At 67.3% G+C, this 25,207-nt stretch carries 19 protein-coding genes; 8 read left to right on the top strand and 11 right to left on the bottom strand.

All coding sequences use genetic code 11. The annotated features are described in order from the left end of the window. Positions 1–23: 23 nt before the first annotated feature. From IPM60_11085 to htpX, 7 genes are all read right to left on the bottom strand, one after another. Entirely contained in the window at positions 24–1,910 is a 1,887-nt protein-coding gene (locus IPM60_11085; GenBank protein MBK8908421.1) for a polysaccharide biosynthesis protein, read from the bottom strand. 74 nt (positions 1,911–1,984) lie between these two features. Further along, complete coding sequence (locus IPM60_11080; protein MBK8908420.1) at positions 1,985–2,956, bottom strand: NAD-dependent epimerase/dehydratase family protein; 972 nt, start codon at positions 2,954–2,956, stop codon at positions 1,985–1,987. After that, the gene (locus IPM60_11075; GenBank protein ID MBK8908419.1) at positions 2,953–4,014 is read right to left on the bottom strand and encodes a glycosyltransferase family 4 protein; all 1,062 of its coding nucleotides are present in this window, start codon (positions 4,012–4,014) and stop codon (positions 2,953–2,955) included. Before IPM60_11075 ends, IPM60_11080 begins: the two co-directional genes overlap by 4 nt. Then, positions 4,011–5,282: a methyltransferase domain-containing protein gene (locus IPM60_11070; GenBank protein MBK8908418.1), complete on the bottom strand. Its 1,272-nt coding sequence runs from the start codon at positions 5,280–5,282 to the stop codon at positions 4,011–4,013. Before IPM60_11070 ends, IPM60_11075 begins: the two co-directional genes overlap by 4 nt. Next, entirely contained in the window at positions 5,279–6,895 is a 1,617-nt protein-coding gene (locus tag IPM60_11065) for a heparinase II/III family protein (protein ID MBK8908417.1), read from the bottom strand. The genes IPM60_11070 and IPM60_11065 overlap by 4 nt, the downstream gene beginning before the upstream one ends. 124 nt (positions 6,896–7,019) lie before the next feature. Continuing rightward, on the bottom strand, positions 7,020–8,336 hold the full coding sequence (locus tag IPM60_11060; protein MBK8908416.1) for an MFS transporter: 1,317 nt from the start codon (positions 8,334–8,336) through the stop codon (positions 7,020–7,022). Then, positions 8,333–9,193 carry a zinc metalloprotease HtpX gene (gene htpX / locus IPM60_11055; protein MBK8908415.1) on the bottom strand — a complete coding sequence of 287 codons (861 nt, stop codon included), beginning with the start codon at positions 9,191–9,193 and terminating at the stop codon, positions 8,333–8,335. The genes IPM60_11060 and htpX overlap by 4 nt, the downstream gene beginning before the upstream one ends. A gap of 146 nt (positions 9,194–9,339) precedes the next feature. Here htpX and IPM60_11050 point away from each other — a divergent pair, with 146 nt between their 5' ends. The 3 genes from IPM60_11050 to IPM60_11040 all read left to right on the top strand — a co-directional run bounded on the left by IPM60_11050 (position 9,340) and on the right by IPM60_11040 (position 14,095). Beyond that, a complete protein-coding gene (locus IPM60_11050) occupies positions 9,340–9,546 on the top strand; it encodes a DUF1674 domain-containing protein (protein MBK8908414.1) in 207 nt (68 codons plus the stop codon). 109 nt (positions 9,547–9,655) lie between these two features. Beyond that, on the top strand, positions 9,656–12,001 hold the full coding sequence (locus IPM60_11045; GenBank protein MBK8908413.1) for a tetratricopeptide repeat protein: 2,346 nt from the start codon (positions 9,656–9,658) through the stop codon (positions 11,999–12,001). 300 nt (positions 12,002–12,301) lie between these two features. Continuing rightward, complete coding sequence (locus IPM60_11040) at positions 12,302–14,095, top strand: hypothetical protein (protein MBK8908412.1); 1,794 nt, start codon at positions 12,302–12,304, stop codon at positions 14,093–14,095. Positions 14,096–14,460: 365 nt separating this feature from the next. On the opposite strand, the gene IPM60_11035 is transcribed toward IPM60_11040, so the two are convergent. The 3 genes from IPM60_11035 to IPM60_11025 form a co-directional block, all read right to left on the bottom strand. Next, on the bottom strand, positions 14,461–15,069 hold the full coding sequence (locus IPM60_11035; protein MBK8908411.1) for a transferase hexapeptide repeat family protein: 609 nt from the start codon (positions 15,067–15,069) through the stop codon (positions 14,461–14,463). A 31-nt stretch (positions 15,070–15,100) separates the two neighbouring features. Beyond that, the gene (locus IPM60_11030; protein MBK8908410.1) at positions 15,101–15,973 is read right to left on the bottom strand and encodes an ATP phosphoribosyltransferase; all 873 of its coding nucleotides are present in this window, start codon (positions 15,971–15,973) and stop codon (positions 15,101–15,103) included. Between the two features lie 225 nt (positions 15,974–16,198). Then, positions 16,199–17,341, bottom strand: a complete 1,143-nt coding sequence (locus IPM60_11025) for a helix-turn-helix transcriptional regulator (protein ID MBK8908409.1) — start codon at positions 17,339–17,341, stop codon at positions 16,199–16,201. A gap of 185 nt (positions 17,342–17,526) precedes the next feature. Here IPM60_11025 and IPM60_11020 point away from each other — a divergent pair, with 185 nt between their 5' ends. Then, entirely contained in the window at positions 17,527–18,003 is a 477-nt protein-coding gene (locus IPM60_11020; protein ID MBK8908408.1) for a DUF1178 family protein, read from the top strand. 88 nt (positions 18,004–18,091) lie between these two features. Here the strand turns inward: IPM60_11020 and ubiG are convergent, their stop codons facing one another. After that, positions 18,092–18,859, bottom strand: a complete 768-nt coding sequence (gene ubiG, locus IPM60_11015) for a bifunctional 2-polyprenyl-6-hydroxyphenol methylase/3-demethylubiquinol 3-O-methyltransferase UbiG (GenBank protein MBK8908407.1) — start codon at positions 18,857–18,859, stop codon at positions 18,092–18,094. Positions 18,860–19,048: 189 nt separating this feature from the next. Between ubiG and IPM60_11010 the strand changes: the two genes are divergently transcribed. From IPM60_11010 to IPM60_10995, 4 genes are all read left to right on the top strand, one after another. After that, complete coding sequence (locus IPM60_11010; GenBank protein MBK8908406.1) at positions 19,049–20,269, top strand: aspartate kinase; 1,221 nt, start codon at positions 19,049–19,051, stop codon at positions 20,267–20,269. Further along, a complete protein-coding gene (locus tag IPM60_11005) occupies positions 20,259–21,326 on the top strand; it encodes a nitronate monooxygenase (GenBank protein MBK8908405.1) in 1,068 nt (355 codons plus the stop codon). Before IPM60_11010 ends, IPM60_11005 begins: the two co-directional genes overlap by 11 nt. A 49-nt stretch (positions 21,327–21,375) precedes the next feature. Continuing rightward, complete coding sequence (gene ptsP / locus IPM60_11000) at positions 21,376–23,694, top strand: phosphoenolpyruvate--protein phosphotransferase (protein MBK8908404.1); 2,319 nt, start codon at positions 21,376–21,378, stop codon at positions 23,692–23,694. A gap of 265 nt (positions 23,695–23,959) precedes the next feature. Continuing rightward, positions 23,960–25,084 (top strand): helix-turn-helix domain-containing protein, encoded by a 1,125-nt coding sequence (locus IPM60_10995; protein ID MBK8908403.1) that lies wholly within the window; start codon positions 23,960–23,962, stop codon positions 25,082–25,084. Positions 25,085–25,207 lie beyond the last annotated feature (123 nt).

Below are 25,207 nucleotides of genomic sequence, written 5' to 3'. Positions count from 1 at the left end.
ACAAATAGCGTATCGTCCTTCATTCACGCCGAAACCGCTCCCGGCTCAACCTCCACTTCGGTCCGGCCCCGGAACTCCGGCACCAGGTTCTGGACCAGGAGGCGCATGCGGGCATCGTTGGCGTCGGTGCAGGCGCGCGCCAAGCGCTCGAGGGAGCGGCGCATCTCGACAATGTCCGCCGCCTCGGGCGCCGCCAGCAATAGCCCCTGGTGGTCGGTCGGGATCAGCGCCTCGTTGTCTTGGAACAACTCCTCGAACAGCTTTTCCCCTGGCCGGATGCCGGTATACGCGATGGCAATGTCGGCGTCGGGACGGAGCCCCGCGAGGCGGATCATCTGGCTTGCAAGGTCGAGGATGCGCACCGGCTCCCCCATATCGAGAACGAAGATCCGACCCTCGAGGCCGTCGCGGCGCACGCCGAGGGCGGAGGCCTGGAGCACGAGTTCGACCGCCTCGCGGGTGGTCATGAAATAGCGTTTCATGTCGGGGTGGGTCACCGTCACCGGCCCGCCAGCGGCGATCTGCTTCTGGAACAGCGGCACGACGGAGCCGGTGGAGCCCAGCACGTTGCCGAAGCGGACGGTGACGAACCGCGTGCCAGGGGTTCGCCCGCCGGCGGTCAGCCCGCGCGCCACGTCGAGGGCCTGGCAGTAGCGCTCGGCGATGCGCTTGCTGGCGCCCATGATGCTGGTCGGGTTGATCGCCTTGTCCGTGGAGACGAACACCATTGCCGCGGCGCCGGTCTCGACCGCAGCATCCGCGACATTGGCCGTGCCGATGGCGTTGGTCATAATCCCTTCGAACGGGTTGGCCTCCACCAGCGGCACATGCTTGAGCGCTGCCGCGTGGAACACCAGTTCAGGTCGGACGCTCCGAAACAGCCGGCGAATGCGGCGCCGGTCGCGAACGTCCGCCAATACCGCCGGACAGGGGAGACGGGGGTGCCTTGCCCTCGCTTCTGCCTCGATGCTGTAGAGATTGAATTCGGACGCATCCAGCAGCACCAGCTCGCTCGGACCGAAATCGGAGATCTGGCGCACCAACTCACTGCCGATGCTGCCGCCGGCGCCCGTCACCACCACCCGGCCGCCGGCGATCAGCGCCGCCATGGCCTCACGGTCGAGCGGCGTCTGCGGACGCCCGAGGAGATCTTCGACGTCGATCGGGCGCACCTCCAACCGCTCGCCGGCGCCGCTGCGGAAATCCGTGAGCCGCGGCAGGCGCGCCATGGTCATGCCGAGGGCGCTGACCTCCTCCAGCAACGCCCGGACCTTCACCCCGTCCATGACCTCGCGGGTCAGGATCAGCCGCTCCGGGCGGCGGCCGGAGGCGCTCAACTCCTTCACCGCCCTGGTCAGGTCGTCGATGGTGCCGACCACCGGAACGCCCTGGACTTCCTGGCCGACCCTCTTGCGCTTTTCCGCCAGCATGCCGACGACAGTATAGATGCGTTGCGGCTCCTCCCGAAGGGCGCGAATGAAAAGCGCCGCTTCATGGCCGACACCGGCGAGCAGCACCGGCACCTTCCGCCCGGCCTCGGCCTCCAGCTTGTGGTCCATCCGCCGGTCCTTGTTGGTCCGGTAGAGAAACCGAGGTCCGCCGAGCAGCGCCATCAACACCAGCCAGTTGATGAACGGCACCGAGCGCGGCATCGGCTCCAGCCGCGTCCACAGGAACAGCACGAGCAGGAACAGCGCGATGGTGATGGTGGCGGCGCGCAGGATGGCCATCAGATCCGGCAGCGACGCATAGCGCCACACGCCGCGATAGAGATTGGTGGCTAGGAAGGTGACCGCCGCGATGGCGGTAAAGACGAGGGTCGCCTGGACGAGGGTGACGGGGGGAAAGAATAGAAAGATTTCGTCGCCGACCCGCAGGACCATGGCCAACAGGAACGACACCCCGGCCATGATCACGTCATGGCCGAACACCACCCAGCCCCGGCGCGGGATGCGAAGTCGCGCCTGGATCCACTGAGCAACTCTCACGATCGTCCCGCTTTCGTAGTGTACCACGCCGCTGTTTCGTGCATTCCTTGTAGCACGGGTACGGGCGGGGTCCAGCCTAGTTCGCGCCGGATGCGGGCGTCGTCGATCTGGAACGAGCCGGCAAGCTTGGCGAAAGCCGCGCCGCGGCCGGTCATCGTCGCAGCGAGCTTGAGCGCCGCCGTCGGGATGAAGGGCATGAGCGGGCGCCGCCCCATCGCTTCTCCCACGAGACGAAGGAGCGCCGGCGTCGACAAGTCCTCGCCGTCGCGCACCAGGTAGACCCGGCCCGCCGCGTCCTGCGCCTGCAATGCGCACCGAATCGCGTCGGCAAGATTGCCGACGTAGATCAGGCTGCGAGCGTTGCGGATCGCGCCGAACGGCAGAACCCGAGCGCGGGCGGCCAGCTTGAGCAGAGCCAGCATGTTGCCGCCGACCCCGGGGCCATAGACCAGCGGCGGCCGCACCACAACAAGCTCCATTGCATGGGCCGCAGCCACTTCGGCAAGCGCTGATTCGGCATCGGCCTTGGAACGAGCGTATGCGGAGGCAGGATTCACGGGACTCTGCTCCGACATCGCGGCGCCGGGCGGTGAGTGGTCCCCGTGCACCTTGGCGGTGCTGACGAAGACGAAGCGGCGGACGCCGGCGCGCGCCGCGTCCTCCGCCAGCTTGCGGGAGCCGTCGACGTTGATGCGCCGATAGGCCGCGACGGTCTCCGCGTCCTCCGCTTCGTCCAGTACCGGCGTGCGGGCGGCGAGGTGGACGACCGCGCCGACGTCGCGCAGCACCGCGCGCCAGTCGACCCGCGGGCCGAGGCCGGTGATCGCGCGCACGTCAACGCCGGTCAGGTGAGACGTGATGCTGGGGTTGCGGGTGGCGACGACTACGGGCAGGCCGGCCTGGACAAGCGCAGGGCAAAGCGCGCGACCGATAAAGCCGGTAGCGCCGGTAACCAGAACGCGTGTCATGGGGCATTAGCTCCCTCAAATGGGTGCTGGTGTTGCGATCTTGACACGGAGAGATTGACCAACAAAGCGACGACAATAAGACAAGCGCCTAATGCGGCGAGTACGCCCCACCCCAACGCCGCCATGAGGGCGAGCACGACGAGCGCGGCGTTGGCGACCATGACGCGGCGCACCACGGCGGCGTGGCCGAGACCGCGCCGCACCGCGCGCTGGTATACATGGTCGCGGTGCGCCTCCCACGGCCGCTCGCCGCGAATCAGGCGGCGCGCGAGCGTGAGCGTGGCGTCGGACAAGTAATAGAGTGGCAGGATCAGCGCCGCCACGGGCTGACCGCGGCTGGCCAAATCCAGCAATAGCCAGCCAGTCACGAAGCCGAGCGGAATGCTGCCGACGTCGCCGAGGAAGATCTTTGCGGGATGCCAGTTCCAGACCAGAAACCCGAGCGCCGCCGCCGCGAGAGTGGCGCCGGCAAAGGCCAGGCGGTCGCCGGCGCCGCTGTCGTGCAGGCCCGCCGTCGTGATCACCGCGACGACGCCAAGGCCGATCGCCACCGTCTCGCCACCGGCCATGCCGTCGATGCCGTCCATGAAATTGAAGGCGTTTATGAACCACAGCCACAGGCAGCCTGCCGCGAGTTCGTCAAGCCAAGGCGGCAGCAGGCCCGCCAGATAAGGTCCCTCCGCCGGAGCCACCGCGAGGACAGTCGCGACCGCCACAATTTGCGCCGCGAGGCGCAGCGCAACCGGCAACCCTCGGAGGTCATCGAACCATGAGATCACCGCCAGGACGATGCCGGCGATGATCACCCACGGCAGCACGGCGGGCGCCGGGTCGCGGCTGCCGGCGTCGAAGCAGACGGCGAACGCCCCCCACGCCACCATCAGCACCGCGATGACGGCAATTCCGCCGCCACGGGGCGTCGGCATTGAATGACTGGAGCGGAGATTCGGGTGATCGAAGACCGCGTGGCGGCGCAACTGGCCGAGGACGATGCCGGTCAACGCCCAGGTCGCCGCGCCGACGGCCACGGCCGCCGCCATGAGGACGGCCGCGCTCATTGTCCGCTCGGACTTCGCTCCACGGCGCCGGAGATGATTTTCAGTTCCGGCAGCGGCACGATGAAGCGCCCGCCGCCGGCGCAGAACGCAGCGTGACGCTCCACAATGGCGTCGGCGAAGTCCCAGGACAAGAGCACGACGTCGTCCGGCTTCTCGGAATACAGTGCATTCGGCGACAGGATCGGCACATGCAGGCCCGGCGTACGGAGTCCCTGCTTCCATGCGCAATCGTCAACGATGAAGTCGAGGGCTTCGGCGTCGAGACCGAGGGCGTACATCAGCGTGGTGGCCGTGGCCGGGGCGCCGAAGCCGGCGAAGCGCCGCCCGTTGCGCCGTCCTTCGCCGAGGACGTCGGCGAGCGCCTTCTTCAGTGCCTGCAAGCGGCCAGCCAGCGTCTCGATGTGGCCAGCCAGCACCGGAGCGCCGCAGGCCTCGCGCTCGAGCAGGCGCTCGACGGAGCCGTCGTGCGGGCGGGGGCCGCCGAGATGCTGAGCGTATCCGCGGAGGCGGCCGAGCGGCGCTGCGGTTGCCGAAATCACCTCCAGATCACAGGCGTGCAGCATGTTCACGAGCGGCGCCAGGGTGTAGTGGTCGAGCACGTCATGGCGGATGGCGTCGACCAGGAGGTGCTCGGCGATGTCCGGCAGGTAGGGAACCTCGAAAGCGAACACGCCGTCCCGCGCCAGCAAAAGCTGGACGCCTTCCAGAAACCCCTGCGGATCGCGCGCATGGACGAGCGCGTTCCCGGCGATCACCAGCGCCGCCCGTCCCGACTCCTCTTCAATGCGGGCGGCGATGGCCGGCGAAAAAAACCCGGGGAACGTGTCGACGCCGGCGGCGATGGCGGCGCGAGCGAGATCGACCGCCGGCTCGACGCCGAAGACGCGGAGTTCGGCCTCCTGGAACACCGCCGGCACCGTCCCGTCGTTCGATCCCAGCACGACCACCAGGGAACCACGGCGAGGCTGGATGTCCGTCAGGATATCGCCGGCGCGGGTACGGACCCGTTGGCACACGGCCGCCACCTCGGCGCTGGCCGTTCTCCGGCGCTGAAACGCCGCCAACGGATCGACCAGGTCGCGAAGCTGCACATGGCCGCAGCCGCGGCAGCGATGGAGGTCCAGCGGATACGTGACTTGAGGTTCGCCCACGTCATCGCCGGCAACGAAGGCATTGGCGAGCGGCGTCGGCGGCAGGGAGACGACGCGGTCCAGCCTCGTGTCGCTGCACATGCGACAACGATCGGAGCGCTGAAACAGCGGGCTCATGCGTCGTCCTCGCGCCGGAACGCCCATTTGACCTGCCCGCCGGCCTCGTGCGGCGAACCAGCGACGACGATCTGCAGGGTGCGCCGCGGCATGTCCGAGGCGCCGAGGTAGACGCTGTCTTCGAGGGCGAGGGTTCCGCCGGCGCCGATGAAGCGCCAGCCGCCGCCGCCGGCCGTCCGCAACAGCACCGCCGATCCATCCTGGATCATCGACGCCCGCACCTCTGGATGAAGGTGAAAGCGGACCTTGAACGGCACCGCGATCGGCCCTTCCAGCGTATCTTCGCCGCGAATGTCGTCCCCAGATTCGTTGACGTAAAGACGCCGGCGGTGAATGAGCTTGTACTTGCGGCGATAGCCGTCGTGGCTGACGTCGAGCCACACCTGTCCTTCTTCCTCGCGCCGCGCCGCTTCGACCCGTGCAGGCGTTCGGCAACGGCCATCCGCGGCAATGTCCGCCGAGTCGCTGTCGTCGACCGCCAGGGTAGAGTGGGCGTTGGTGCCGGCCATCGCCCGCCGCCACTTGAGATCATCCCCCCAGTGCGCGCCGCAGTTGACCACGAGGCGGTCCGCCCCGATGCTGATTTCGAACGACAAGGCGCCGGCATGGGCGCGATTGCCGTGAACCGGCGCCGGTCCGGCGTCCATGACCAAGGTGGTTCGTCCGGTGGCGATGCGCTGTACGCCGGCCTGCGGCGCATCGCTGATGGCCTTGCCCCTGATCGCCGTGCGAGCCAGCACCGCATCGATCAGGCATGGGTTCTCCTCCTTGCCGCCGTTGAACAAGGCGAGGGCGCCGTCGCCGAGCCGGAGGCCGCGGAGCATCGGCACCATCCGTTCCACGGCGCCGACAATGTCATCCGGGATCTCCTGGCGCGCGGACTGGAGGGCGGCGCGGATGTCGATGAGGTCCCGCAACACTTGCAGCACCAGCGACGGATTGCGCTGCACATGGCCGCCGTCCGGGAGCACCTGGGCGCGTATCTCGCGGCACAGGTGATCCATCGCCGCCTGATAGTGGCCGACGTCGATGCACAGCGCGCACGCCAGCCGCCCCTTGGCGGCGGCGATGGCGCCGGCGTCGCCGCGACGTCGGCCGCCCACCCGAGCCAGATGGCGGGCCTGAAGCCCCAGGCAGTCCAGGAACCGGTCGCGGAACCCGTCATCGCCGTCGGCGAGCAGGAAGTCGGCGGCGGCGATCCACATGGTCAGGCGGCGGCCGAGCACGTCGGCACGCCATGCCGGGGTGCTCCAACGACGGTTGGAGTCAATCCAGCCGCCGACCAGCGCCTTGGCCCGCTGTTGCGCCGCCTTCGAGCCGAGCGCGCGCAGATCGGCGAGCCAGCCGAATTCGTGCAGGGCGGCGGCCATCGCGTCCGACTGCAGCAGCGCCGCCCAGGGCGCCTGCCCAAGTGGATAGCGGCGGCCGGCAAACAGGAAGGCGCCGTCCATCACCGCCAGCGCCAGCTCGCGGTCGTCCGGCCACGACGGCTGCAGAGTGCATGCGATGCGCTCCGGCCGCCGCCCCCTGAGGGTCAGCGCATAGAGCGACGATCGGTAGAGCATGTCCATTGTCGACGGTGAGACCCCGGAGACGATCGCGGCGCGCCTCATCCCGAAGCGGGATCGGTGGGCCGAAGCGGGACCGGTGGGCAAATTCGGTGCGTGTCCGCGTTTCTTCTTTGGTACCAGTTTCCCCCCCAGCTCGCAAGGCGATGACCGCCGGGTTCGATGGCGGTCAGGCCCTTCGCAGCCTCACCGCGAAGAAACCGTCCATGCCGCCCTCGTCGGCCAGGTGGCAGGGGAGCGTTTGCAGCGCCCCCTCCGGCGTTACCCAGCCGCCGATGCCGCCGATCACCGCCGGGTCCAAGCGCTCGACGGCAAGCTGGTCGTTTTCCGCACCCGCCGCAGAGACCACGTCCGGACCTTCCTCCGGCTGCAGCGAGCAGACGCTGTACACGAGGAGTCCCCCGGCGGCCAGCATCTCCGTTGCAGCCCGAAGAAGCTGTTTCTGAGCGGAGACCAGCATCGCCACATCCTCGGGCGTTTTGATCCGCGCGACATCGGGGTGACGGCGGATGGTGCCGGTGGCGCTGCAGGGCGCATCCAGCAGCACAGCGTCGGCCAACGCCGGCGGCCGCCATGCCAGCGCATCCGCGGACACCGTCTCCGCCGACAGCCCCAGCCGCGTCAGGTTGTCGGCAAGGCGGGCGAGGCGGCGCGGCGAGCGATCCACGGCGGTGACGCGGGCGCCCGCGGCGGCCAGTTGTGCGGTTTTGCCGCCCGGCGCGGCGCACAGATCGATGACGTGTCGACCGTGCACCTCGCCGAGCAGGCGCGCCGGCAGCGCCGCCGCCGCATCCTGGACCCACCAGTCGCCTGTCGCGAAGCCGGGAAGGCCGATGATCGGCCCGCGATGATCGACTCGCACCGTCCCCGCCGCTACGATTCGCCCGTCCACCTGCTGCGCCAGTTCGTCGGGGTCGCCTTTGGCCGTCAGGTCGGTGTGCGGCTCGACCAGGTGAGCGGCGGCGATGTCTCGACACGTTTCCGCCCCGTATGCGCCCGTCCACGACTGCCACAGCCAATCCGGCGTGTTGAGCCGAGCGGCATCCTGACCAGCGATGACCGCCGCACCTTCGCGGGAGACGCGGCGCAGCACCGCATTGATCAGGCCGAGATGGCGCACCTGCCGTCGCCGCTTGGCGAGTTCGACGCTGGTGTGGATGGCGGCGTGCGGCGGTGTCTCCAGGAATACCAGCTGGCAGATGCCGAGGCGCAGGATGTCGTGCACCGTCTCTGCCTGGTCCCCGAGCGGCCGGCTGAGGCAATGGTCGACGAGCGCATCGATCTGGCCGAGGCGACGGAGCGTGGTCGCGGCCAGGGTGTACGCGAAGGCGCGATCGCGCCCCGCCAGCGCCTCGATGCCGGGATGCGCGTCCAGGGTTTCATCCAGCGGCTGACGGCGGCGGAGGACCCGGTGCAGGAGGTCGAGAGCGACCCGACGCGCCGCCGCTCCCGTGCTTGCTGCGCCTCCCTCCGGCCGCGGCTTCAACCCCAAGGACCGGCCTGACGCAGGTCGACGGCCATCTCGCGGAGCCTGCGCACCCGGTCGGCGGTTCTCGGATGGGTCGAGAACAGGCCGTCGACCGACCGCATGTGCAGCGGGTTGATGATGAACAGATGTGCCGACGCCGGGTTCTGCTCGGCCGTGGGGTTGTCGATGCGTCGGCTCGCCGTCTCCAGCTTCTCCAGCGCCGAAGCGAGCCACGCCGGCCGCCCGCAAATCTCGGCGCCGATGCGGTCGGCGTTGTACTCCCGGGTGCGGGAGATCGCGGTCTGCACCAGCATCGCCGCCACCGGCGCCAGGATCATGACCAGTATGGTGCCGACAAATCCAAGCGGGTTGTCGCGGTTGCCGCCGAAGAACAGGGCGAAGTTGGCGAGCATCCCGAGAGCGCCGGCGATGGTCGCGGTCACCGTCATGATCAGGGTGTCGCGGTTGCGGACGTGTGCCAGTTCGTGCGCCATGACCCCGGCGATCTCCTCGGCGCTCATCATGTTGAGGAGGCCGGTGGTGGCGGCGACCGCGGCATGCTGCGGATCGCGGCCGGTCGCGAACGCGTTGGGTTGGGGATTATCGATGACGTAGACGCGCGGCATCGGCAGGCTGGCCCGTTGCGCGAGATCGTGAACGATGCGGTAGAACTCCGGCGCGCTGCGGGCGTCGACCTCGCGGGCGCCATACATGCGCAGGACCACCTTGTCGGAGTTCCAGTACGCGAAGACGTTCATGCCAAGCGCGATCACGAAGGCGATCAGCATTCCGTTCTGGCCGCCGAGCAGGAATCCGGCGGCAAGGAACAGGCCCGTCAATGCTGCAAGAAGGAGTCCGGTCTTGAAGGTGCTCATGGCTGTCAGGTGTTGCTCTCTGTCCGTTGCGTCCGCCGCCCGGGAGAAAAGACTGGCGTCGGTTTGTCCGCAGAGTCTAGTAATCTCGCAGAATCCGCCCCGCAAGGGGACGGCAGACAAATGTAAATGTATGTGACGGAATCGCGATGACCAAACCCGACGACCACACAAGGCCGGCCCTCGACGAACCGCACGTCGAAAGCGAGCCGCCGGCGGACGAGACGCCCGTTCCGGCCGAGGACGTGGCGACGGAGGCAGAACCGGGCGCGGCGCCGGAAGTTGGCGGCCCTCCCGGCCCCGATCCGACCCGGTTCGGCGACTGGGAGCGCAAGGGGCGCTGCATCGATTTCTAGTCCGTGACGTAATCCCGACCGGCTGCGTCAAACCGGCGTGGTCTTCGCTTTCGCTCTTGGTTGCCCCGTCCTATAGTGGCTGCAACCAATTCGGGGGAGTGCTCACGACATGGCGCTGGCAGCGAACCGCTTGTGGAGCTTGTTCCGTCGGCCGACGACTATGGACGCGCTGCTGGGCGAGACGCGGCCGTTCACGGTGATGATCGCCGATCTCGCCGACGACGACGCCGATCAGCGGCACGCCCGCCACATCGAACGTCATCTGGAGAACCGGCCGGGGCTGATCGTGCAGCGCACCGGTGCGGTGCTGTCGGCGGAGGGGGCGGCGGATTCAGTCGATGGCCTGGCGGCGGCGCTGCGCACCGGCCGGGCGACCGTCCGCAACGCCGGCGCCGATTTGTTGATTTGGGGCCGCGTCGATCGGGAGCAGCGCCTGTTGTTCCTGCGTTTCCTGTCGGCCGCGCTGACGCCCCGCGGCGACGTGCGCTCGTATCGGTCCATCGGCGACAACCTGATCCTGCCCAACGACTTCGACGAAGATCTGGGCAAGGTCCTCTACATGGTGGCGCTGGCCGCATCGGATCCGATGACGGAGGATCAGGCGCGCACCCTCGCCTCGCATCTGGTGCCGGCCATCGAGGATGCCTCCCACGTCATCGAAGCGACGGCGCCCCGGCTTGCCGCCACCGTGCATCAGCGCATGCGTGCCGCCTACGGCATCGCCATCGCGGCAGCGGGCGGCCTGCTGCGGGAGCCGGAGTGGCTGCTCCGCGCGGTGGAGCTGTTGCGGGACGCGCTCGGCGATATCGACAAGGCCGACGAGCCGCAGATGTGGGCGATGACGCAGAACGCGCTGGGGCGGGCGTTGTGGTCGGTCGGCGAGCAGACGCAACAGGTGGGATTCATCGGCGAGGCGCTGGCTGCGCACCGTGAGGCGCAGACCGTCTACACCCCCACCCGGTTCCCGATCCACTGGGCGTACGTCGAGAACAACCGTGGCGTCGTGATGTATGCGTTGGGGGAACGCGGCGAGGGCGTGCGCCATCTCGAGGAAGCGGTCGCCGCCTTCCAACGGGCGCTCGGCGTGCTGACCCGCAGCCGTCTTCCGGTATCGTGGGCGATGACCCAGAACAACCTCGGCGTCGTGCTCCGCACCCTCGGCGCCCGCGAGAAGGGGACGGAGCGCCTGTATGAGGCGGCGAGGGTTCACCGCGCCGCACTCGAGGTTCTCGTCCGCGGCAGCCTGCCTCTGCACTGGGCCAAGACCCAGAGCTACCTGGGCGCCGCGCTCCGTGTCCTGGGTGAGCGGGGCGAGGGGCGGGAGGTGCTCGAGCAAGCCGTTGCCGCCTATCAGGCGGCGCTGGAGGTCTACGACCGCGACCATCTGCCGGTGGAGTGGGCGAAGGCGCAAAGCGGCCTCGCCAAGGTGTTGTCCGTCGCCGGGGCTCGGCTGGGCCGGTTGCCGGATCTGAAGGAGGCGGCCTCGCACTACCGCTCCGCGCTCGGCATCCTGACCCGCGAGCGATTTCCGCAGGATTGGGCCGAGACTCAGATCGACTTCGGCGACACACTGATGACGGTGGCGGATCGGGAGCAGGGAACGGCGTCTCTGGAAGGCGCGGTTGAAGCGTACCGCGCGGCGCTGCAGGTGACCACCCGCGGCCGCCGGCCGTTGGATTGGGCCGCCACTCAAAACCGGCTCGGCGCGGCGCTATCCACCCTTGGCCATCGCCAGGAAGGGACATCGCAACTGGAAGCCGCCATCTCCGCCTACGGCGCGGCGCTGGAAGTGTACACGTGGGACGAACTGCCGTTTCAATGGGCCATGAGCCAGCACAACCTCGGCGCCGCACTGACTGCGCTTGCCAAGCGCGAAGAGGGTGCGCAGCGGCTCCGCAAGGCGATCAACGCCCTGCAGGCAGCGCTCAGGGTGTACACGCCGGACCGTCTGCCCTTGGACTGGGCTGCGACGCAATTTGCCCTCGGCAACGCGCTCCATCTGTTGGGCGTCCGCGAAAACAACGCCCGTTATCTGGCGGAGGCGGTGGCGGCGTTTCGCGCCGCGCTCAGAGTGCGCACCCGCGAGCGCTTTCCGCTCGCCTGGTCGATGACGCAAGACAGCCTCGGCGCCACCCTGCGCGACTGGGGTGAGCAGGAGGACGGCAGCGAACACCTGGTCGAGGCGGTCGAAGCCTACCGCCAGGCACTGCAGGTGCGTGCGCACGAGCGCCTGCCGCTGCACTGGGCGTTGACCCAGGCCAACATGGCGGCGGCGCTGTGGAGCCTTGGCGATCGTGAGCAGGCGCCGTCGCGGCTCCAGGAAGCCCTGGCCGCCTACCGTCGGGCGCTGGAGGTTTTTCAGCGGGCCGGCGCCGACAACCAAGCGCGCATCGCCCGCCGCAGCGTCCAGCGCCTCGAGCAACAGATCGGGGGCGACGCCCGTCAAGCCGGGTAAGGCGGCGGGGGCACACAAGCGGGTAAGCCGGGGGCACGATAAGCCGGGCAAGGCGGGGGCACGATAAGCCGGGCAAGGCGGCAGGTGCCTGATAAGCGGGGTGAGCCGGCGTCTAGGCCAGCGATCGCGGCGTTTCCTCGATTGGTTCATCGCTGAACGCCCTTGACGCATTATGTTTCAAGGAATTAAGAACGCAATCGCGGTCGCGGGCATTTGCTTACAATTTTAGTAGTCAATACGTACGACCTGTGGTAGTGATTGCAACGTTACCGGGAATTTCACAGGATCCTAGGAGGAGTAATGGCAATAGAGACACCGCGCGCGGATGAACGTCTCCGGCACGAGGCGGAGAACGTGGCCCGCGCGCGCTATAGCATCGTGGACGAACCGAGCGCCTCCAATGGCAAGATCGTGTCCACGTATAGCGATGGCATCGGCGTCTACGACTTTCGCGGGGAGAGTGGCGCCTACGATATATATCTGCGGTATCTCGACGAGGACGACGGGCAGGGCTTCGGCACGATCAGCATCAATGGGAACCAGATCGTCCGCTGGGAATTCGACCAGGACGACGGTGGCTGGCACATCCTGCATGTTCCTGTCGACCTGACGTTTCTCGATCAGATTCGAGTGACAACGGCCCGTGACCAGAGCGAGTACGGCCGCTGGGACTTTTTCGACGTACTGCCGGAAGGTAGCCCGCCGACCACCAGCGCCGCTCCTCCATCCACCGGCGGCGGAACGCCTCCCGACGGCGGCGGGACCCCTCCCGGCGGGGGTGGAACGCCTCCGGACGGCGGTGGAACGCCTCCGGACGGCGGGGATCTGCCGGGACTGGCGTCGGGCCGGCTGGAAGCCGAAGATATGAAACTGACTGGCTTCTCGGTCAACCCGGCATCGGTTGCCTCCGGTGGAGCCTGGATCTGGACCTTCAACAAGGGAACGGCGCAGTTCGAGTTCACGGGCGCCAGCGGCGACTACGATCTGGCGGTAGGCTATCTCGACGAAGATGACGGCGCGGGCAGCGGGTCGATCATCGTCGACGGCGTGCAGGTGGACAGCTGGGCATTCGATCAGCAGAACAATTTCAATGAGCGCGTCGTGTCGGTGAGCCTCCAGACCGGCGACGTCGTGCAGCTCAAGACGACGCAAAACGCCGGGGAGTATGGGCGGCTCGACTACGCCGAACTGCGCGCTGCCGGCAGCACGCCCCCCGACGGCGGCGGCACGCCTCCCGATGGCGGCGGAACGCCTCCGGACGGCGGGGATCTGCCGGGACTGGCGTCGGGTCGGCTGGAAGCCGAGGACATGGATCTGAACGGCTTTTCGGTCAACCCGGCATCGGTTGCCTCTGGCGGGGCGTGGATCCGGACCTTCAACAAGGGAACGGCGCAGTTCGAGTTCACGGGCGCCAGCGGCGACTACGATCTGGCGGTAGGCTACCTCGACGAACACGACGGGGTGGGCAGCGGGTCGATCATCGTCGATGGTGAGCAGGTCGACACCTGGTCATTCAATCAACCGGACGGTATTTATGAACGGGTCGTTTCGGTGAGCCTGCAGACCGGTGACATCGTGCAGCTCAAGACGACGCAGAACGCCGGAGAGTACGGGCGGCTCGACTACGCCGAGCTGCGCGCTTCCGGCAGCACGCCGCCAGATGGCGGCAGCACGCCGCCAGATGGCGGTGGAACGCCTCCCGATGGCGGTGGAACGCCCACGGGCGAGGTGGTGCGCTACGAAGCCGAGAACATGCAGCTCTCACGGTATGTCGTGGAAGACCAGAATTGGGCCTCCGGAGGCAAGGTCGTCAAGACCTTCAACACCGGTAAAGCCAAGTTCGACTTCAGCGGTGTGGCCGGGACCTACAAGCTGACCGCCGCCTACGGGGACGAAGACGACGGCCAGGGAACCGGGTCGATCTCGGTCGACGGGGTCGAGGTGGGCAGCTGGAACTTCGATCAGGACGACGGCCCGAACACGTTCGTCGTCACCGCGAGTGTCAACCACAACAGCGTGATTGAGATCAGCACCACCAGAGATTACGGCGAATACGGCCGCTTCGACTACCTGGAGATGAGCGCGATCGCCTAGTGCAGAGGCCCATTCGAACGAAGCAGTCGAATGGGTCATAGTGCGCGCGGGAGTGAAGATGTTACGTGCAGCGGTGCATTCTTTGAATGCGCCGCTGCACTCGTTCCGTAAGTACATGGCAGGCGACCGCCGTGGCGACCGCAAAAACCCTCACCCTCCCGCTCCAGCGGGTCTGCCAAGGCTTGTTGGCATTACGGGAAAGTCCGGCTGACGGCTCGTCAAATCGCTTCCCTGCCGCCGGGCAGATGATAGGGCCGCGTCGTCAACACGCGGCGCGGCCAATCTTCCGTTCGAGGGTTCGTCGACGTCGTCATTGATCGCTGTCGACGGCTTCCGGCACGCAGCGGGATGCCAGCGAAAGAATATCAACGACGTTGGCGGGCGATGTGGAGGGGGTGGTGCGCGTCCACATCGAGGATGGGGCGGTTGGCCTCGACTTGGGTCCGAGCCTCGACCGCCTGCATCGTCGCCAGGCTGCGGGCAGCGATGCGCTGGTACTCCTCGGTGCCACGGCGTTTCCAGACGATCTCGTCGTCCGTCAACGGGCGGCGGATGGCGGCGGGGATGCCGGCAACCAAGGTTCGCGCAGGGACCTTGAGCCCGGCCGGAACGAACGACATGGCGGCGACGAAGGCGTCTTCGCCAATCTCGCATCCGTCCATGAGCACTGCGTTCATGCCGACCAGCGCGTTGCGGCGGACCACCGCCCCGTGCAGCTTGGCGCCGTGGCCGATATGCCCCCAGTCCTCGACGATGCACTCCGCGCGCGGGAAGCAATGCAGGACGCAGCCATCCTGAATATTGGCGCCCGCGCCGATGATGATGCGGCCGATGTCGCCGCGCAACGACGCGTGGGGCGCGATGTAGCAGCGCGGCCCCACGATCACGTCGCCGATCAGGGTCGCCTGCGGGTGGACGAACGCCGTCGGGTCGACCACCGGCACAACCCCGTCGATGGCATAAACCGTCACCATGGTGTCCGCTCCTCGTGGAAGTTGGCCGCTTTCAGCACAGCTTGTTGAGCTCGAGCTCCAGGATCCCCCTCGCGCCGGCCGCTTTGAGACGCGGGATGAGCGACCGCACCGTGTGCCGGTCCACCACCGTCTCGACCGCCAGCCACGCATCGTCGGTGAGCTGGGACACGGTCGGCGCCTGGAGGCTGGGGAGCTCAGCAGTGACGGCGGTGATGCGATCGACGGGGACGTTCATCTTCAGGACCGCCTTGCCGCGCGCCGCCAAGGCCGCTGACAGCAAAAGCGCGATCTGGTCGATCTTGTCGCGGCGCCATGGGTCGCCGAGCGCCGTCCGGTTCCCTACGAGTACGGCGTGGGTCTCCAGGATGTCGCAGACGATGCGGAGCCCGTGGGCGCGGATGGTGCTGCCAGTCTCGGTCAGCTCCACCGCCGCGTCGGCGAGACCCTCCACCACCTTGGCTTCGGTAGCGCCCCAAGAGAACTCGACCCGCGCGTCAATTCCGCGCTCGGCGAGCACGCGCCGCGTGTAGCCAACCAGCTCGGTCGCGATGGTCTTCCCATTCAGGTCCTCCAATTGACGAATTGGCGATTCCTGATCGACCACCAGCACCCACCGGGCCGGCCGTCTGGAGGCCTTGGAGTACACCAGGTCGCAGACCACCTCGACATCGGCTTCGGATTCCAGGATCCAGTCCAGGCCTGCGAGACCGACGTCGAGGGCACCGCGCGCCACGTAGGATCCCATCTCCTGCGAACGGACCAAGGCGCAGGCAATGTCCGGATCGTCGATGGCGGGAAAGTAGTTGCGGGCGCGGGGCGAAATGGTCCAGCCGGCGTGAGCGAACAGCTCCACCGTCGCGGCTTCCAGGCTCCCTTTGGGAATTCCGAGCTTGAGCTGTGGCATGGCGTGGAGTCGATGCGGTAGCGCAAAAGTCGCTCGGCGGCAAGCGTTCAGAGGCTCCCCTCGGACAGGCTCGCTCTCAACGACGCTCACTCTTGCGCGGCGCAGAGGGCGAGGTATCGGGTCGACGGGACTGTACCTCATGCCGAACGATAAGGAACGTGCACAAGCCAGTGCCGAAACTCGAGCCTATTTGCCCCAGTTCTAATCGGTCCCGCCTGGCCTGAACTAGAATCCAAGGCCGCCGGGGCCGGTCGTGATTTCACGGACCAGGTTGGCCTGGCGGGTGTTGCCGGTCTTGCTGAAAATCTGCTTCAGATGCTTCCGGGTGGTTTCGTAGGCGACGCCGAGCATTTCGGCGATTTCGTCGAGGCGGTGGCCGCGGGCGAGCAGGGCGGCGACGCGGGCCTCGGCGGTGGTGAGGCCGTAGAGTTGCTTGAGGCGGCCTTCGTCGACGTCGGCAGAGCGATCCGGATCTCCGAGGAAGACGACGGCGGCGGGAGCGTCGAGCCCCTGGTCGGGGTCGCGTTCGCGGGTCGGCCAGATCATCAGCGACAGCGGGCGGGCGCTGGCGGCGCGCGCCACGGAGAAGGCGACAAGATCCGGCGGGCGGTTGCTCTCGGCGGCGCTGGCCGTCTCGGCGATGATATCGCGGAACCGCACCTGTCTGCCGTCGCGGTTGACCTCGAGCCCGCCGCGCCCCACCGACAGCACGTCGCGGGCCGCCATCACCTCGCGGGCGACGCGGTTGGCAGCCAGAACCATCCCGCCGCCGGACAACAGGATCACCCCGATCGGCATCACGTCGAGCGCATCGAGAGCCGCCTGGCGCACATGCTGAGTGCGGCGCAGCAACTGCCCGGCCCGCAACCCCCGCTGCAGGTACGGCAGCAGCCGTTGCAAAAGGGCCACGTCGTCGCCGGAAAACGCCTCGCGGCTGGCCGGACGCGCCAGCACCAGATACAGAACCCGGCTGCCCTGGCGCTCCAGCACCCCAAACAGCTGCGGACCGAGGCCCTGAGGCTGCAGCCAGTGATGCACGAACTCGCTCGAACCCGCCTCCTCCTCGGACACCAGATCGCCGCCGCTCCACACCGTCCCCGGCGTCAGAAACGCGTCCTCCTTGTGAAGCCACGGGTTGAGCCGGCCGTAGTAGTCGGCGTAGGACCGCACCGACTCAACGTCAAACCCAACCGACTGATCAAGACCGCCCGTCCCCAAACCAAAATCATGCCACGCCAATGCACACGCGCTCGCGTCAACCGCTTCCCGCAGCTTCATCAGCGCCGTCGGCCAAAACCGCCCATCCATGCTCGCCCCGTAAAAATCCGAGACAAGATCGACCAGCGCACCGGATCCAATTGCAGCCATGCCTTGCACCATTTGCATTCTCACTCGCCGTGGTTTATACCACTCTCACGGGAATATGCAACCCCTAATGAGTAATGCTTCGGCATGAGACGGGACTGGGATGGGTGAGGGAATCGGCGCGGGGCGGCCGCGCGGCTGGCGTTTTCCGGTCACAGGGCTATATTGCCGGGAGAACAGGAAGCGCGATGATTGTTTTTGATATCGATTGCTCGCAGGGGCACCGGTTCGAGGCCTGGTTTCGCAACAGCGCGGCCTTCGAGCAGCAGGCGGCCGAGGGCGAAGTCGCGTGCCCGTTCTGCGGCGACGCCGCCGTCGTGAAAGCGCCGATGGCCCCGCACATCGCGACGTCGTCGCGCGGCGGCCGCGATCACGGGCAGCGCCAGGAAGGCGAGGGATCGGAGTCGTCAAGCCCGGCGGCTTCAGGCTCGCCGCCTTTGCGTCATGAGGCGCTGCGGGTCGCCCTGGAACAGCTTCGCCGGCACGTCGTCAGCACTTGCGACGACGTGGGCGATCGTTTCCCGGAAGAGGCCCGGCGCATCCACTATGGCGAGACCGACGCTCGAGGGATCTATGGCGAGGCGGACGTCGAAGCGGCGCGCGAACTTCGCGACGAAGGCATCGAGATCTGTCCGCTCCCCCTGCTGCCGCGCCGCAACGGATGACCCCGGCAGACTCTGCTCTCTCAACCGACTTCGTCGCGCCGCAACGACGGCATTGGGGAGTCCGTCCCCGTCGGTCGTGAACGCCAGATCAGCTTTCGTCTGTCGCGAACACAAGGTAATTGACCGCCAGGTCGTCGCTCAGGGACCAGCGGTCGATCAGCGGGTTGTAGGTCATTCCGGCCAGATCCCGCACCGCCAGGCCGTGCCGCCGCAATGCCGCGGAAAGCTCCGCCGGGCGCACGAACTTTCGCCAATCGTGGGTTCCCCGCGGCAGCCAGCGGAGGATGTACTCGGCCCCGACCTTGCCGAGCGCCAGCGATTTAAGGGTGCGGTTGAGGGTCGCCGCGACGAGAGCGCCGCCCGGCCGCATCAGGCCGGCGGTGGCGGCGACGAAGGCGTCGAGATCAGCCACATGCTCGACCACTTCGAGGGCGAGCACCGCGTCGAACTGCCTGCCCTCACGCACCAGATCCTCGGGCGCGGCGTGGCGGTAATCAATGTCGAGGTCCGAGAGTTTCGCATGGGCGGCAGCGATGCGGATGCTGTGCTGCTCCGCATCGATGGCCGTAACGCGGGCGCCAAGTCGCCTGATCGGCTCGGCAATGATGCCGCCGCCGCAGCCGATGTCCAGCACCTCCAGCCCGGCGAGAGGACGGACGCTCAACGGATCGCGTGAAAAATGCCGAACGAGGTGATCGCGCACATACGCAATGCGGACCGGGTTGAGGCGGTGCAGCGGCCGAAAATCGCCGTCGGGGTCCCACCAGGCATCGGCAATGGCGGCGAACCGGCGAAGCTCGTCCGGCACGGCCGTCGCCAGAGCGCCCTGCGGCACAATTGCAGCATCCTTACCCATCGTTCCAGGACCCTTCCGTTGGCGGCACCCTGCTTGCACCCGCAGGCGCCAGCGAGTATCTATGCGGCGCCGCAAAGCTGCAACAGGCTCCGACTTCGCTACGCCGCGAGCCGCCACAGACTCCCCTTGAAGTGGTCATCTGACCTGGCGATCCGCCGGCGGCTGGTTCTCGACAGGAGTGGTTGAAGAATGGCGCGACTGGTCCAGAAATACGGCGGCACGTCGGTCGGCGACATCGAGCGCATACGCGCCGTCGCCCGCTCCGTCAAAAAGTCGGTGGACGCGGGGCATCAGGTCGCCGTCGTCGTCTCCGCCATGGCCGGGGTCACCGACAAGCTGGTGGAACTGGTCGCCGCGGTCAGCGGCCTCCACGACGCCCGCGAGTACGACGCGGTGGTCGCCAGCGGTGAGCAGGTGAGCACCGCGCTTCTGGCCCTCGCCCTGCAGAATCTCGGCGTGGCCGCGCGCTCATGGCAGGGCTGGCAGATTCCGGTGCGCACCGACGCCGCACACGGCCGGGCGCGCATCCTCGACATCGACTGCACGGAACTGATCTGCCGGCTCGATCGGGGCGAGGTCGCGGTGGTGGCCGGCTTCCAGGGCCTGGCGCCGGACAACCGCATCGCCACCCTTGGCCGCGGCGGCTCGGACACCAGCGCCGTCGCCCTCGCCGCGGCGCTGAACGCCGACCGCTGCGACATTTTCACCGACGTGGACGGCGTCTATACGTCCGACCCGCGCATCGTTGCGAGGGCCCGCAAGCTGGATACAATCACCTTCGAGGAAATGTTGGAAATGGCGTCGCAAGGCGCCAAGGTTCTGCAGACCCGGGCGGTGGAAGTGGCGATGAACCACGGCGTGCGGCTGCAGGTGCTGTCGGCGTTCGATGATGTGCCCGGTACTCTTGTGGTGGGAGACGACGAGTTGATCGAGCAGCAACTGGTGAGCGGCATCACCTACAGCCGGGACGAGGCCAAGATCACCCTGGTCCGCGTCGCCGACCGTCCGGGGGTCGCCGCCGCGATCTTCGGGCCGCTCGCCGATTCCAGCATCAACGTCGACATGATCGTCCAGAATGTCGGCGCCGAAGGCAACACCACCGATCTGACCTTCACCGTGACCAAGGCGGACCTCAAGCGGGCGGTTGCGGTCATCCAGGGCCATCGCGACACCATCGGGTATGCGGACCTCCGCTGGGACGCGGACGTGGTGAAGGTGTCGGTGATCGGCGTCGGCATGCGCAGCCACGCCGGGGTGGCGCAACTGATGTTCCGCACGCTCGCCGAGAAAGGCATCAACATCGGGGTCATCTCCACCTCGGAAATCAAGGTGAGCGTTCTGATCGAAGAAATGTTCACGGAACTGGCGGTGCGCGCACTCCACACCGCGTACGGTCTCGATGTCGCCTGAGGCCGTCATCGCGGCGACACCGCCGGCCGATGAGGCGGCAGGGCTCCATCACCTGTGGCGGCGCGGATCTGCATTTCTGGGCACCCGCACCGCCATCATGGGCGGTGCGATGTCGTGGGTTTCCGAGCACCATCTCGTCGCCGCCATCTCCAACGCCGGCGGCTTCGGCGTCATCGCCTGCGGATCGCTGGATCCCGAAGCGCTCGAGCAGGAAATCGAAAGGACCCAGGCGCTGACGGCGAGACCGTTCGGGGTCAACCTGATTACCATGCACCCGGATCTCGACCGGCTCATCGACGTCTGCCTCGCCGCGCAGGTGGGCCACGTTGTCCTCGCCGGCGGCCTTCCGGCGGGCTCGGCCATTCGCCGGATCAAGGACGGTGGCGCGCGGGTGATGTGCTTCGCGCCGGCCCTTGGCTTTGCCAAGCGGCTGGTCCGCAACGGCGCCGACGCCCTTATCGTCGAAGGCGCGGAAGCCGGCGGCCATATCGGCCCGGTCTCCACCAGCGTTCTGGCTCAGGAGATCCTGCCCCATATGCGTGACGTCCCGGTCTTCGTTGCGGGCGGCATCGGACGCGGCGAGGCGATCTTGGCGTACCTGGAGATGGGCGCCGCCGGCTGTCAGCTCGGCACACGGTTCGTGTGCGCGGCGGAATCCATTGCCCATCCGGCGTTCAAGAAGACGTTCCTCAGGGCCAGCGCCCGGGACGCGGTGACCACCACGCAGGTCGATCCCGACCTCCCCGTCATCCCGGTGCGCGCCCTGGTCAACAACGGCACGCGGCGTTTCATGGAAAAGCAGTGCGCCGTCTCCGCGCGCTTCCGTAGCGGCGAGCTGACCCTCGACGAGGCGCAATTGGAGATCGAGCTGTTCTGGGCGGGGGCGCTGCGGCGCGCAGTCATCGACGGCGACGTGGAGAACGGCTCGCTGATGGCCGGGCAGAGCGTCGGCATGGTCGAGCGCGAGCAGACAACCGAGGAGATCATCGACGAACTCGTCGCCCAGGCTGTGGCGGCGCTGGCCGCCCGCGCCGCTCCGGAGACCAATCAGCTCTGATCGGGGTATCTCGATCATCATATCTCGATCATCATATATTGAGCGCTGAATGAACGAGAGTCGGCCGATGTTCGCGTTTCGCCAGTTGCTGGCCAAGGTGCGCGACGTGATGGCGGGCGAGGGCGACGGCCCGTCTCGCCTGGCGCGCATCGTCGTCGTCATCGCCGCGGAACTCGACGCCCAAGTCTGCTCGATATATGTCCGCCGCGCCGGGGAAGTCCTCGAACTGTTCGCCACCGAGGGTTTGAAGCGCGAAGCCGTCCATGTCACCCGGCTCCGGTTCGGCGAAGGCCTCATCGGCAAGGTCGCCGCAACGGGCCGGCCGATGGCGCTCGCCGACGCGCAGAAACATCCGAGCTTCGTCTACCGGCCGGAAACCGGCGAGGAAATCTACCATTCCTTTCTCGGCGTGCCGATCCTCGGCTACGCGCGGGTGATCGGCGTGCTCGCGGTGCAGTCCGTCGATCGCCGCACCTACCGGGAGGACGAGGTCGAGGCCCTGCAGACGGTGGCCATGGTACTGGGGCAGGTGGTGCTGGGCGGGGACTTGGTCAACAGGCAGGAACTGGCGCCGGCGGAGGACATAGCGACGATGCCGCGCCGGCTGGAGGGCCTCGGCCTGAACGACGGCATCGGTATCGGCATCGCCGTTCATCATCGGCCCTGGCAGACGATCCGCAGGTTCGTCGGCGACGATCCGCAGGTCGAGCATGGGCGGCTGCAGTCCGCGGTCGCCGAGATGCGTGTAAGCCTCGACGATCTGGTCGGCGCCGCCGGTGCGGATGCGCACGATGATTATCGCGACGTTCTCGAGAGCTATCGAATGATCGCTGCCGATGCAGGGTGGCTGCGCCGCATCGGCGACGCCATCGACACCGGGCTGACCGCCGAGGCCGCGGTTCAGAAGACCACGAACGAGATCCGGGCGCGCCTCAGGCAAGCCTCGGATCCGTACCTGAGCGAGCGGGTGCACGATTTCGAAGACCTTGCCAGCCGCTTGCTGCAGCATCTGCTCGGCGGTCCGGCGGCCGGGACGATGCCGGCGCCCGATCAGGGCATCGTTCTGGTCGCCCGCAACATCGGCCCGACGGAGCTGCTGAACTACCAGGGCAGCCGCGAGGGCAGCCGCGAGGACAATCGCCAGGGCATTCGCCAAGGCAATAGATTGTGCGGCCTGATCCTCGAAGAGGGGTCGATGACGGCGCATGCGATCATCGTCGCGCGCGCCCTCGACGTGCCCGTCATCGGACACGTCCGCGATGCTTTGGCGCGAATCGATCCCGGCGACCCGGTGATCGTCGATGCTGATCGCGCCCAGGTGTTCGTGCACCCGCGCGACGACATCAGCGCCGCGTTCATCGCCGGTCAGGCGGCGCGAATGCAACGTCAGGCCGCATACGCAAAGGCCAGGGACCTGCCGGCTGTGACGCGTGACGGCGTTCGCATCGGCGTGCATATGAATGCGGGGCTGCTCGTCGATCTCGAGCATCTTGAAGCCTACGGCGCCGACGGCGTCGGGCTCTACCGCACCGAGATCCCGTTCCTGGTACGCTCCGAAATGCCGGTGCGGGACGTTCAGGAGCAGCTCTACCGCAGGGTCATGGAGCAGGTCGGGGACAAACCGGTGATCTTCCGGACCCTGGACGTCGGCGGCGACAAGGTCCTGTCGTCGTGGCAGCACGGGGACGAGGAGAACCCGGCGATGGGCTGGCGCGCCATCCGGGTCGGGCTCGACCGCCCGGCGCTTCTGCGTCACCAGCTCTCGGCGATGATCCGGGCGGCGGCGGGACGCGACCTGGCGGTGATGTTCCCGATGCTGGCCCATGTGGAGGAGTTCAACGCGGCGCGTCGCCTTCTGGACAAGGAATGGCGGGCAGAAGCGGAGCGCGGCGGGACCTTGCCGAGGTCGGTGCGGGTCGGGGCCATGGTCGAGGTGCCTTCCCTGCTGTTTCAGCTTCCGGCGCTGTTGTCGGTCGCCGATTTCGTTTCCGTCGGCACCAACGACCTGCTCCAGTTCCTCTTCGCCTGCGATCGCGGCAGCCCTCAGATGTCGGAGCGCTACGACCCGCTGTGTCCGATCGTTCTCAACGTGCTCGCTGATTTGGTCGAGAAGTGCTCGGCTGCGAGCGTGCCGATCACGGTCTGCGGGGAGATGTCGGTGCGGCCGGTCGACGCAATGGCGTTGATCGGCATCGGCTTCCGGGCGCTGTCGGTGCCGCCGCGGGGAATAGGACCTATAAAGATGATGATCAGAAATCTGAATTTAGCCGGTGTTGAAGACTACGTCAGAACCTTGCGCACGAGTAACGAACTCAGCGTGCGCGCCAGCCTGGCGGCGTTTGCTCGGGACCACGGCGTCATCATTTGACTCTTGTGCCGGCGTAAGGCACTCTTTTGACGATAGTTGCTGGCAATCGTGGCGAAGTCCTTCAAGTCGTTTGAACCAGACGTTTCGGGCAAGACGTTTCGGGCCAGACGTTTCGGGCAAGACGTTTCAGTCAAGATGCAGTAGAACACCGGAACTTCCGCGCCGAGCTGTCGTTGATCCCTGGGGCAGTGTGGCAACCAGTGAAGCGCGCTATCGGAACTCGTCGCCGCGAGCGGTGGCCGTCGAAGAAGCAGGGGTGCGGTCGATGACCGACAGTGAGAACGATAATCAACAAGCGGGCATCGGCCCGTCGTTGCGCGCCTTCCGCGAGAAGCAGGGGGTGAACCTGCAAGAGGCGGCATCCACGCTTCGCATTCGCGAATCCTTCCTTCGATCCATCGAAGCCGGACGCTACGACACCTTGCCGGGATCTCCCTATGCCGCCGGCTTCATTCGCGCCTACGCCGAATATCTCGATCTTGACGGCGACGAGGCGGTGCGCCGCTATCGCGCCGAGGCGCAAGCCCCGGCGGCGACAGTGGCGTTGCAGTTCCCGACCCCCATCTACAAAAGCAGCACGCCGCGCACCGGTATTATCCTTGTCGGCCTGCTGTTGTCGGTGGTTGCCTATGGAGGTTGGTACGCCAGCACAACGAAAGATGGATTCGTCGCCGAACTGGTGGCGCCGGTGCCGGAGCGATTGGCAGCGCTGACGCCGAACCACGACGAGACGGCCGTGGTGGAAATGGCGTACGAGGGCCGCGCCGGAAGTGATCTGTGGGGCGACCCCTGGGAACCTCCGGCTGTTGAGACACAACTCGCGGATGCAAGCGCGACGCAACCGGGAGGGCAACGGCCTGTGGGGACCCCTGGCGCGGAGCCGGACGCCGCTGCTAATGGGCAGGCCACGATCGCCATGAACGACGCTCCGCCGCTCGACCTGCCGGCGGATCCGTCAACCACCGGCCTCGATCGAGGCGGGCTGCTTGACACCTTCAACCGTCCGGCCGAAACGGGCGTAGCGCAGGCCCCGCGCGTGGGTGCGGACGCCTTTGCGGCGGAACCGCGCACCGCGTTCAGCACGTCGGCGCTAACCGGGGACGCCGCTCAATCGGTCGCTTCGGCGCGAATCATCCTGCAGGCCAACGACACCACATGGGTCCAGGTCAAGGACAGCCGCGGCAAGCGCCTGATGAGCAAGCTTATGGAGCCGGGAGACGTCTACAGCGTCCCGAACGAGGCAGATCTTAGGATGACGGTCGGCAACGCCGGCGGCCTCGATGTGCACGTTGACGGAGACCGCCTGCCGCCGCTCGGCAAGTCCGGCGAGGTGCTGCACATCGTCCTGGATGTGGAGCGGCTGCAGCGAGGCGACGCAGCCCGGCGCTGATCTCCAGATCCTCGGACGTTGGTCGGTCCGCACGCTCTCATTTCCGTCGTTGACCCCATCGACCGTGGTGCGGCAAAAGGGAGCGCTGGACGGCACATTGGGCGGCCGTGACAAACCCGGAAG

The organism is Rhodospirillales bacterium, assembly GCA_016710335.1.
Classification (GTDB): domain Bacteria; phylum Pseudomonadota; class Alphaproteobacteria; order Rhodospirillales; family Defluviicoccaceae; genus JADJXQ01.
Note: the sequence above shows the minus strand (reverse complement) of the source record. Positions and strands in the feature narration are given on the sequence as shown.

What these genes read in the sequence shown, in the direction of transcription:
- IPM60_11085 (MBK8908421.1), bottom strand. Translation starts at nt 1,910, where the DNA reads ATGGCCGGGGTGTCGTTCCTGTTGGCCATGGTCCTGCGGGTCGGCGAC.
- IPM60_11080 (MBK8908420.1), bottom strand. Translation starts at nt 2,956, where the DNA reads ATGACACGCGTTCTGGTTACCGGCGCTACCGGCTTTATCGGTCGCGCG.
- IPM60_11075 (MBK8908419.1), bottom strand. Translation starts at nt 4,014, where the DNA reads ATGAGCGCGGCCGTCCTCATGGCGGCGGCCGTGGCCGTCGGCGCGGCG.
- IPM60_11070 (MBK8908418.1), bottom strand. Translation starts at nt 5,282, where the DNA reads ATGAGCCCGCTGTTTCAGCGCTCCGATCGTTGTCGCATGTGCAGCGAC.
- IPM60_11065 (MBK8908417.1), bottom strand. Translation starts at nt 6,895, where the DNA reads ATGAGGCGCGCCGCGATCGTCTCCGGGGTCTCACCGTCGACAATGGAC.
- htpX (MBK8908415.1), bottom strand. Translation starts at nt 9,193, where the DNA reads ATGAGCACCTTCAAGACCGGACTCCTTCTTGCAGCATTGACGGGCCTG.
- IPM60_11050 (MBK8908414.1), top strand. Translation starts at nt 9,340, where the DNA reads ATGACCAAACCCGACGACCACACAAGGCCGGCCCTCGACGAACCGCAC.
- IPM60_11045 (MBK8908413.1), top strand. Translation starts at nt 9,656, where the DNA reads ATGGCGCTGGCAGCGAACCGCTTGTGGAGCTTGTTCCGTCGGCCGACG.
- IPM60_11040 (MBK8908412.1), top strand. Translation starts at nt 12,302, where the DNA reads ATGGCAATAGAGACACCGCGCGCGGATGAACGTCTCCGGCACGAGGCG.
- IPM60_11035 (MBK8908411.1), bottom strand. Translation starts at nt 15,069, where the DNA reads ATGGTGACGGTTTATGCCATCGACGGGGTTGTGCCGGTGGTCGACCCG.
- IPM60_11030 (MBK8908410.1), bottom strand. Translation starts at nt 15,973, where the DNA reads ATGCCACAGCTCAAGCTCGGAATTCCCAAAGGGAGCCTGGAAGCCGCG.
- IPM60_11025 (MBK8908409.1), bottom strand. Translation starts at nt 17,341, where the DNA reads ATGGCTGCAATTGGATCCGGTGCGCTGGTCGATCTTGTCTCGGATTTT.
- IPM60_11020 (MBK8908408.1), top strand. Translation starts at nt 17,527, where the DNA reads ATGATTGTTTTTGATATCGATTGCTCGCAGGGGCACCGGTTCGAGGCC.
- ubiG (MBK8908407.1), bottom strand. Translation starts at nt 18,859, where the DNA reads ATGGGTAAGGATGCTGCAATTGTGCCGCAGGGCGCTCTGGCGACGGCC.
- IPM60_11010 (MBK8908406.1), top strand. Translation starts at nt 19,049, where the DNA reads ATGGCGCGACTGGTCCAGAAATACGGCGGCACGTCGGTCGGCGACATC.
- IPM60_11005 (MBK8908405.1), top strand. Translation starts at nt 20,259, where the DNA reads ATGTCGCCTGAGGCCGTCATCGCGGCGACACCGCCGGCCGATGAGGCG.
- ptsP (MBK8908404.1), top strand. Translation starts at nt 21,376, where the DNA reads ATGAACGAGAGTCGGCCGATGTTCGCGTTTCGCCAGTTGCTGGCCAAG.
- IPM60_10995 (MBK8908403.1), top strand. Translation starts at nt 23,960, where the DNA reads ATGACCGACAGTGAGAACGATAATCAACAAGCGGGCATCGGCCCGTCG.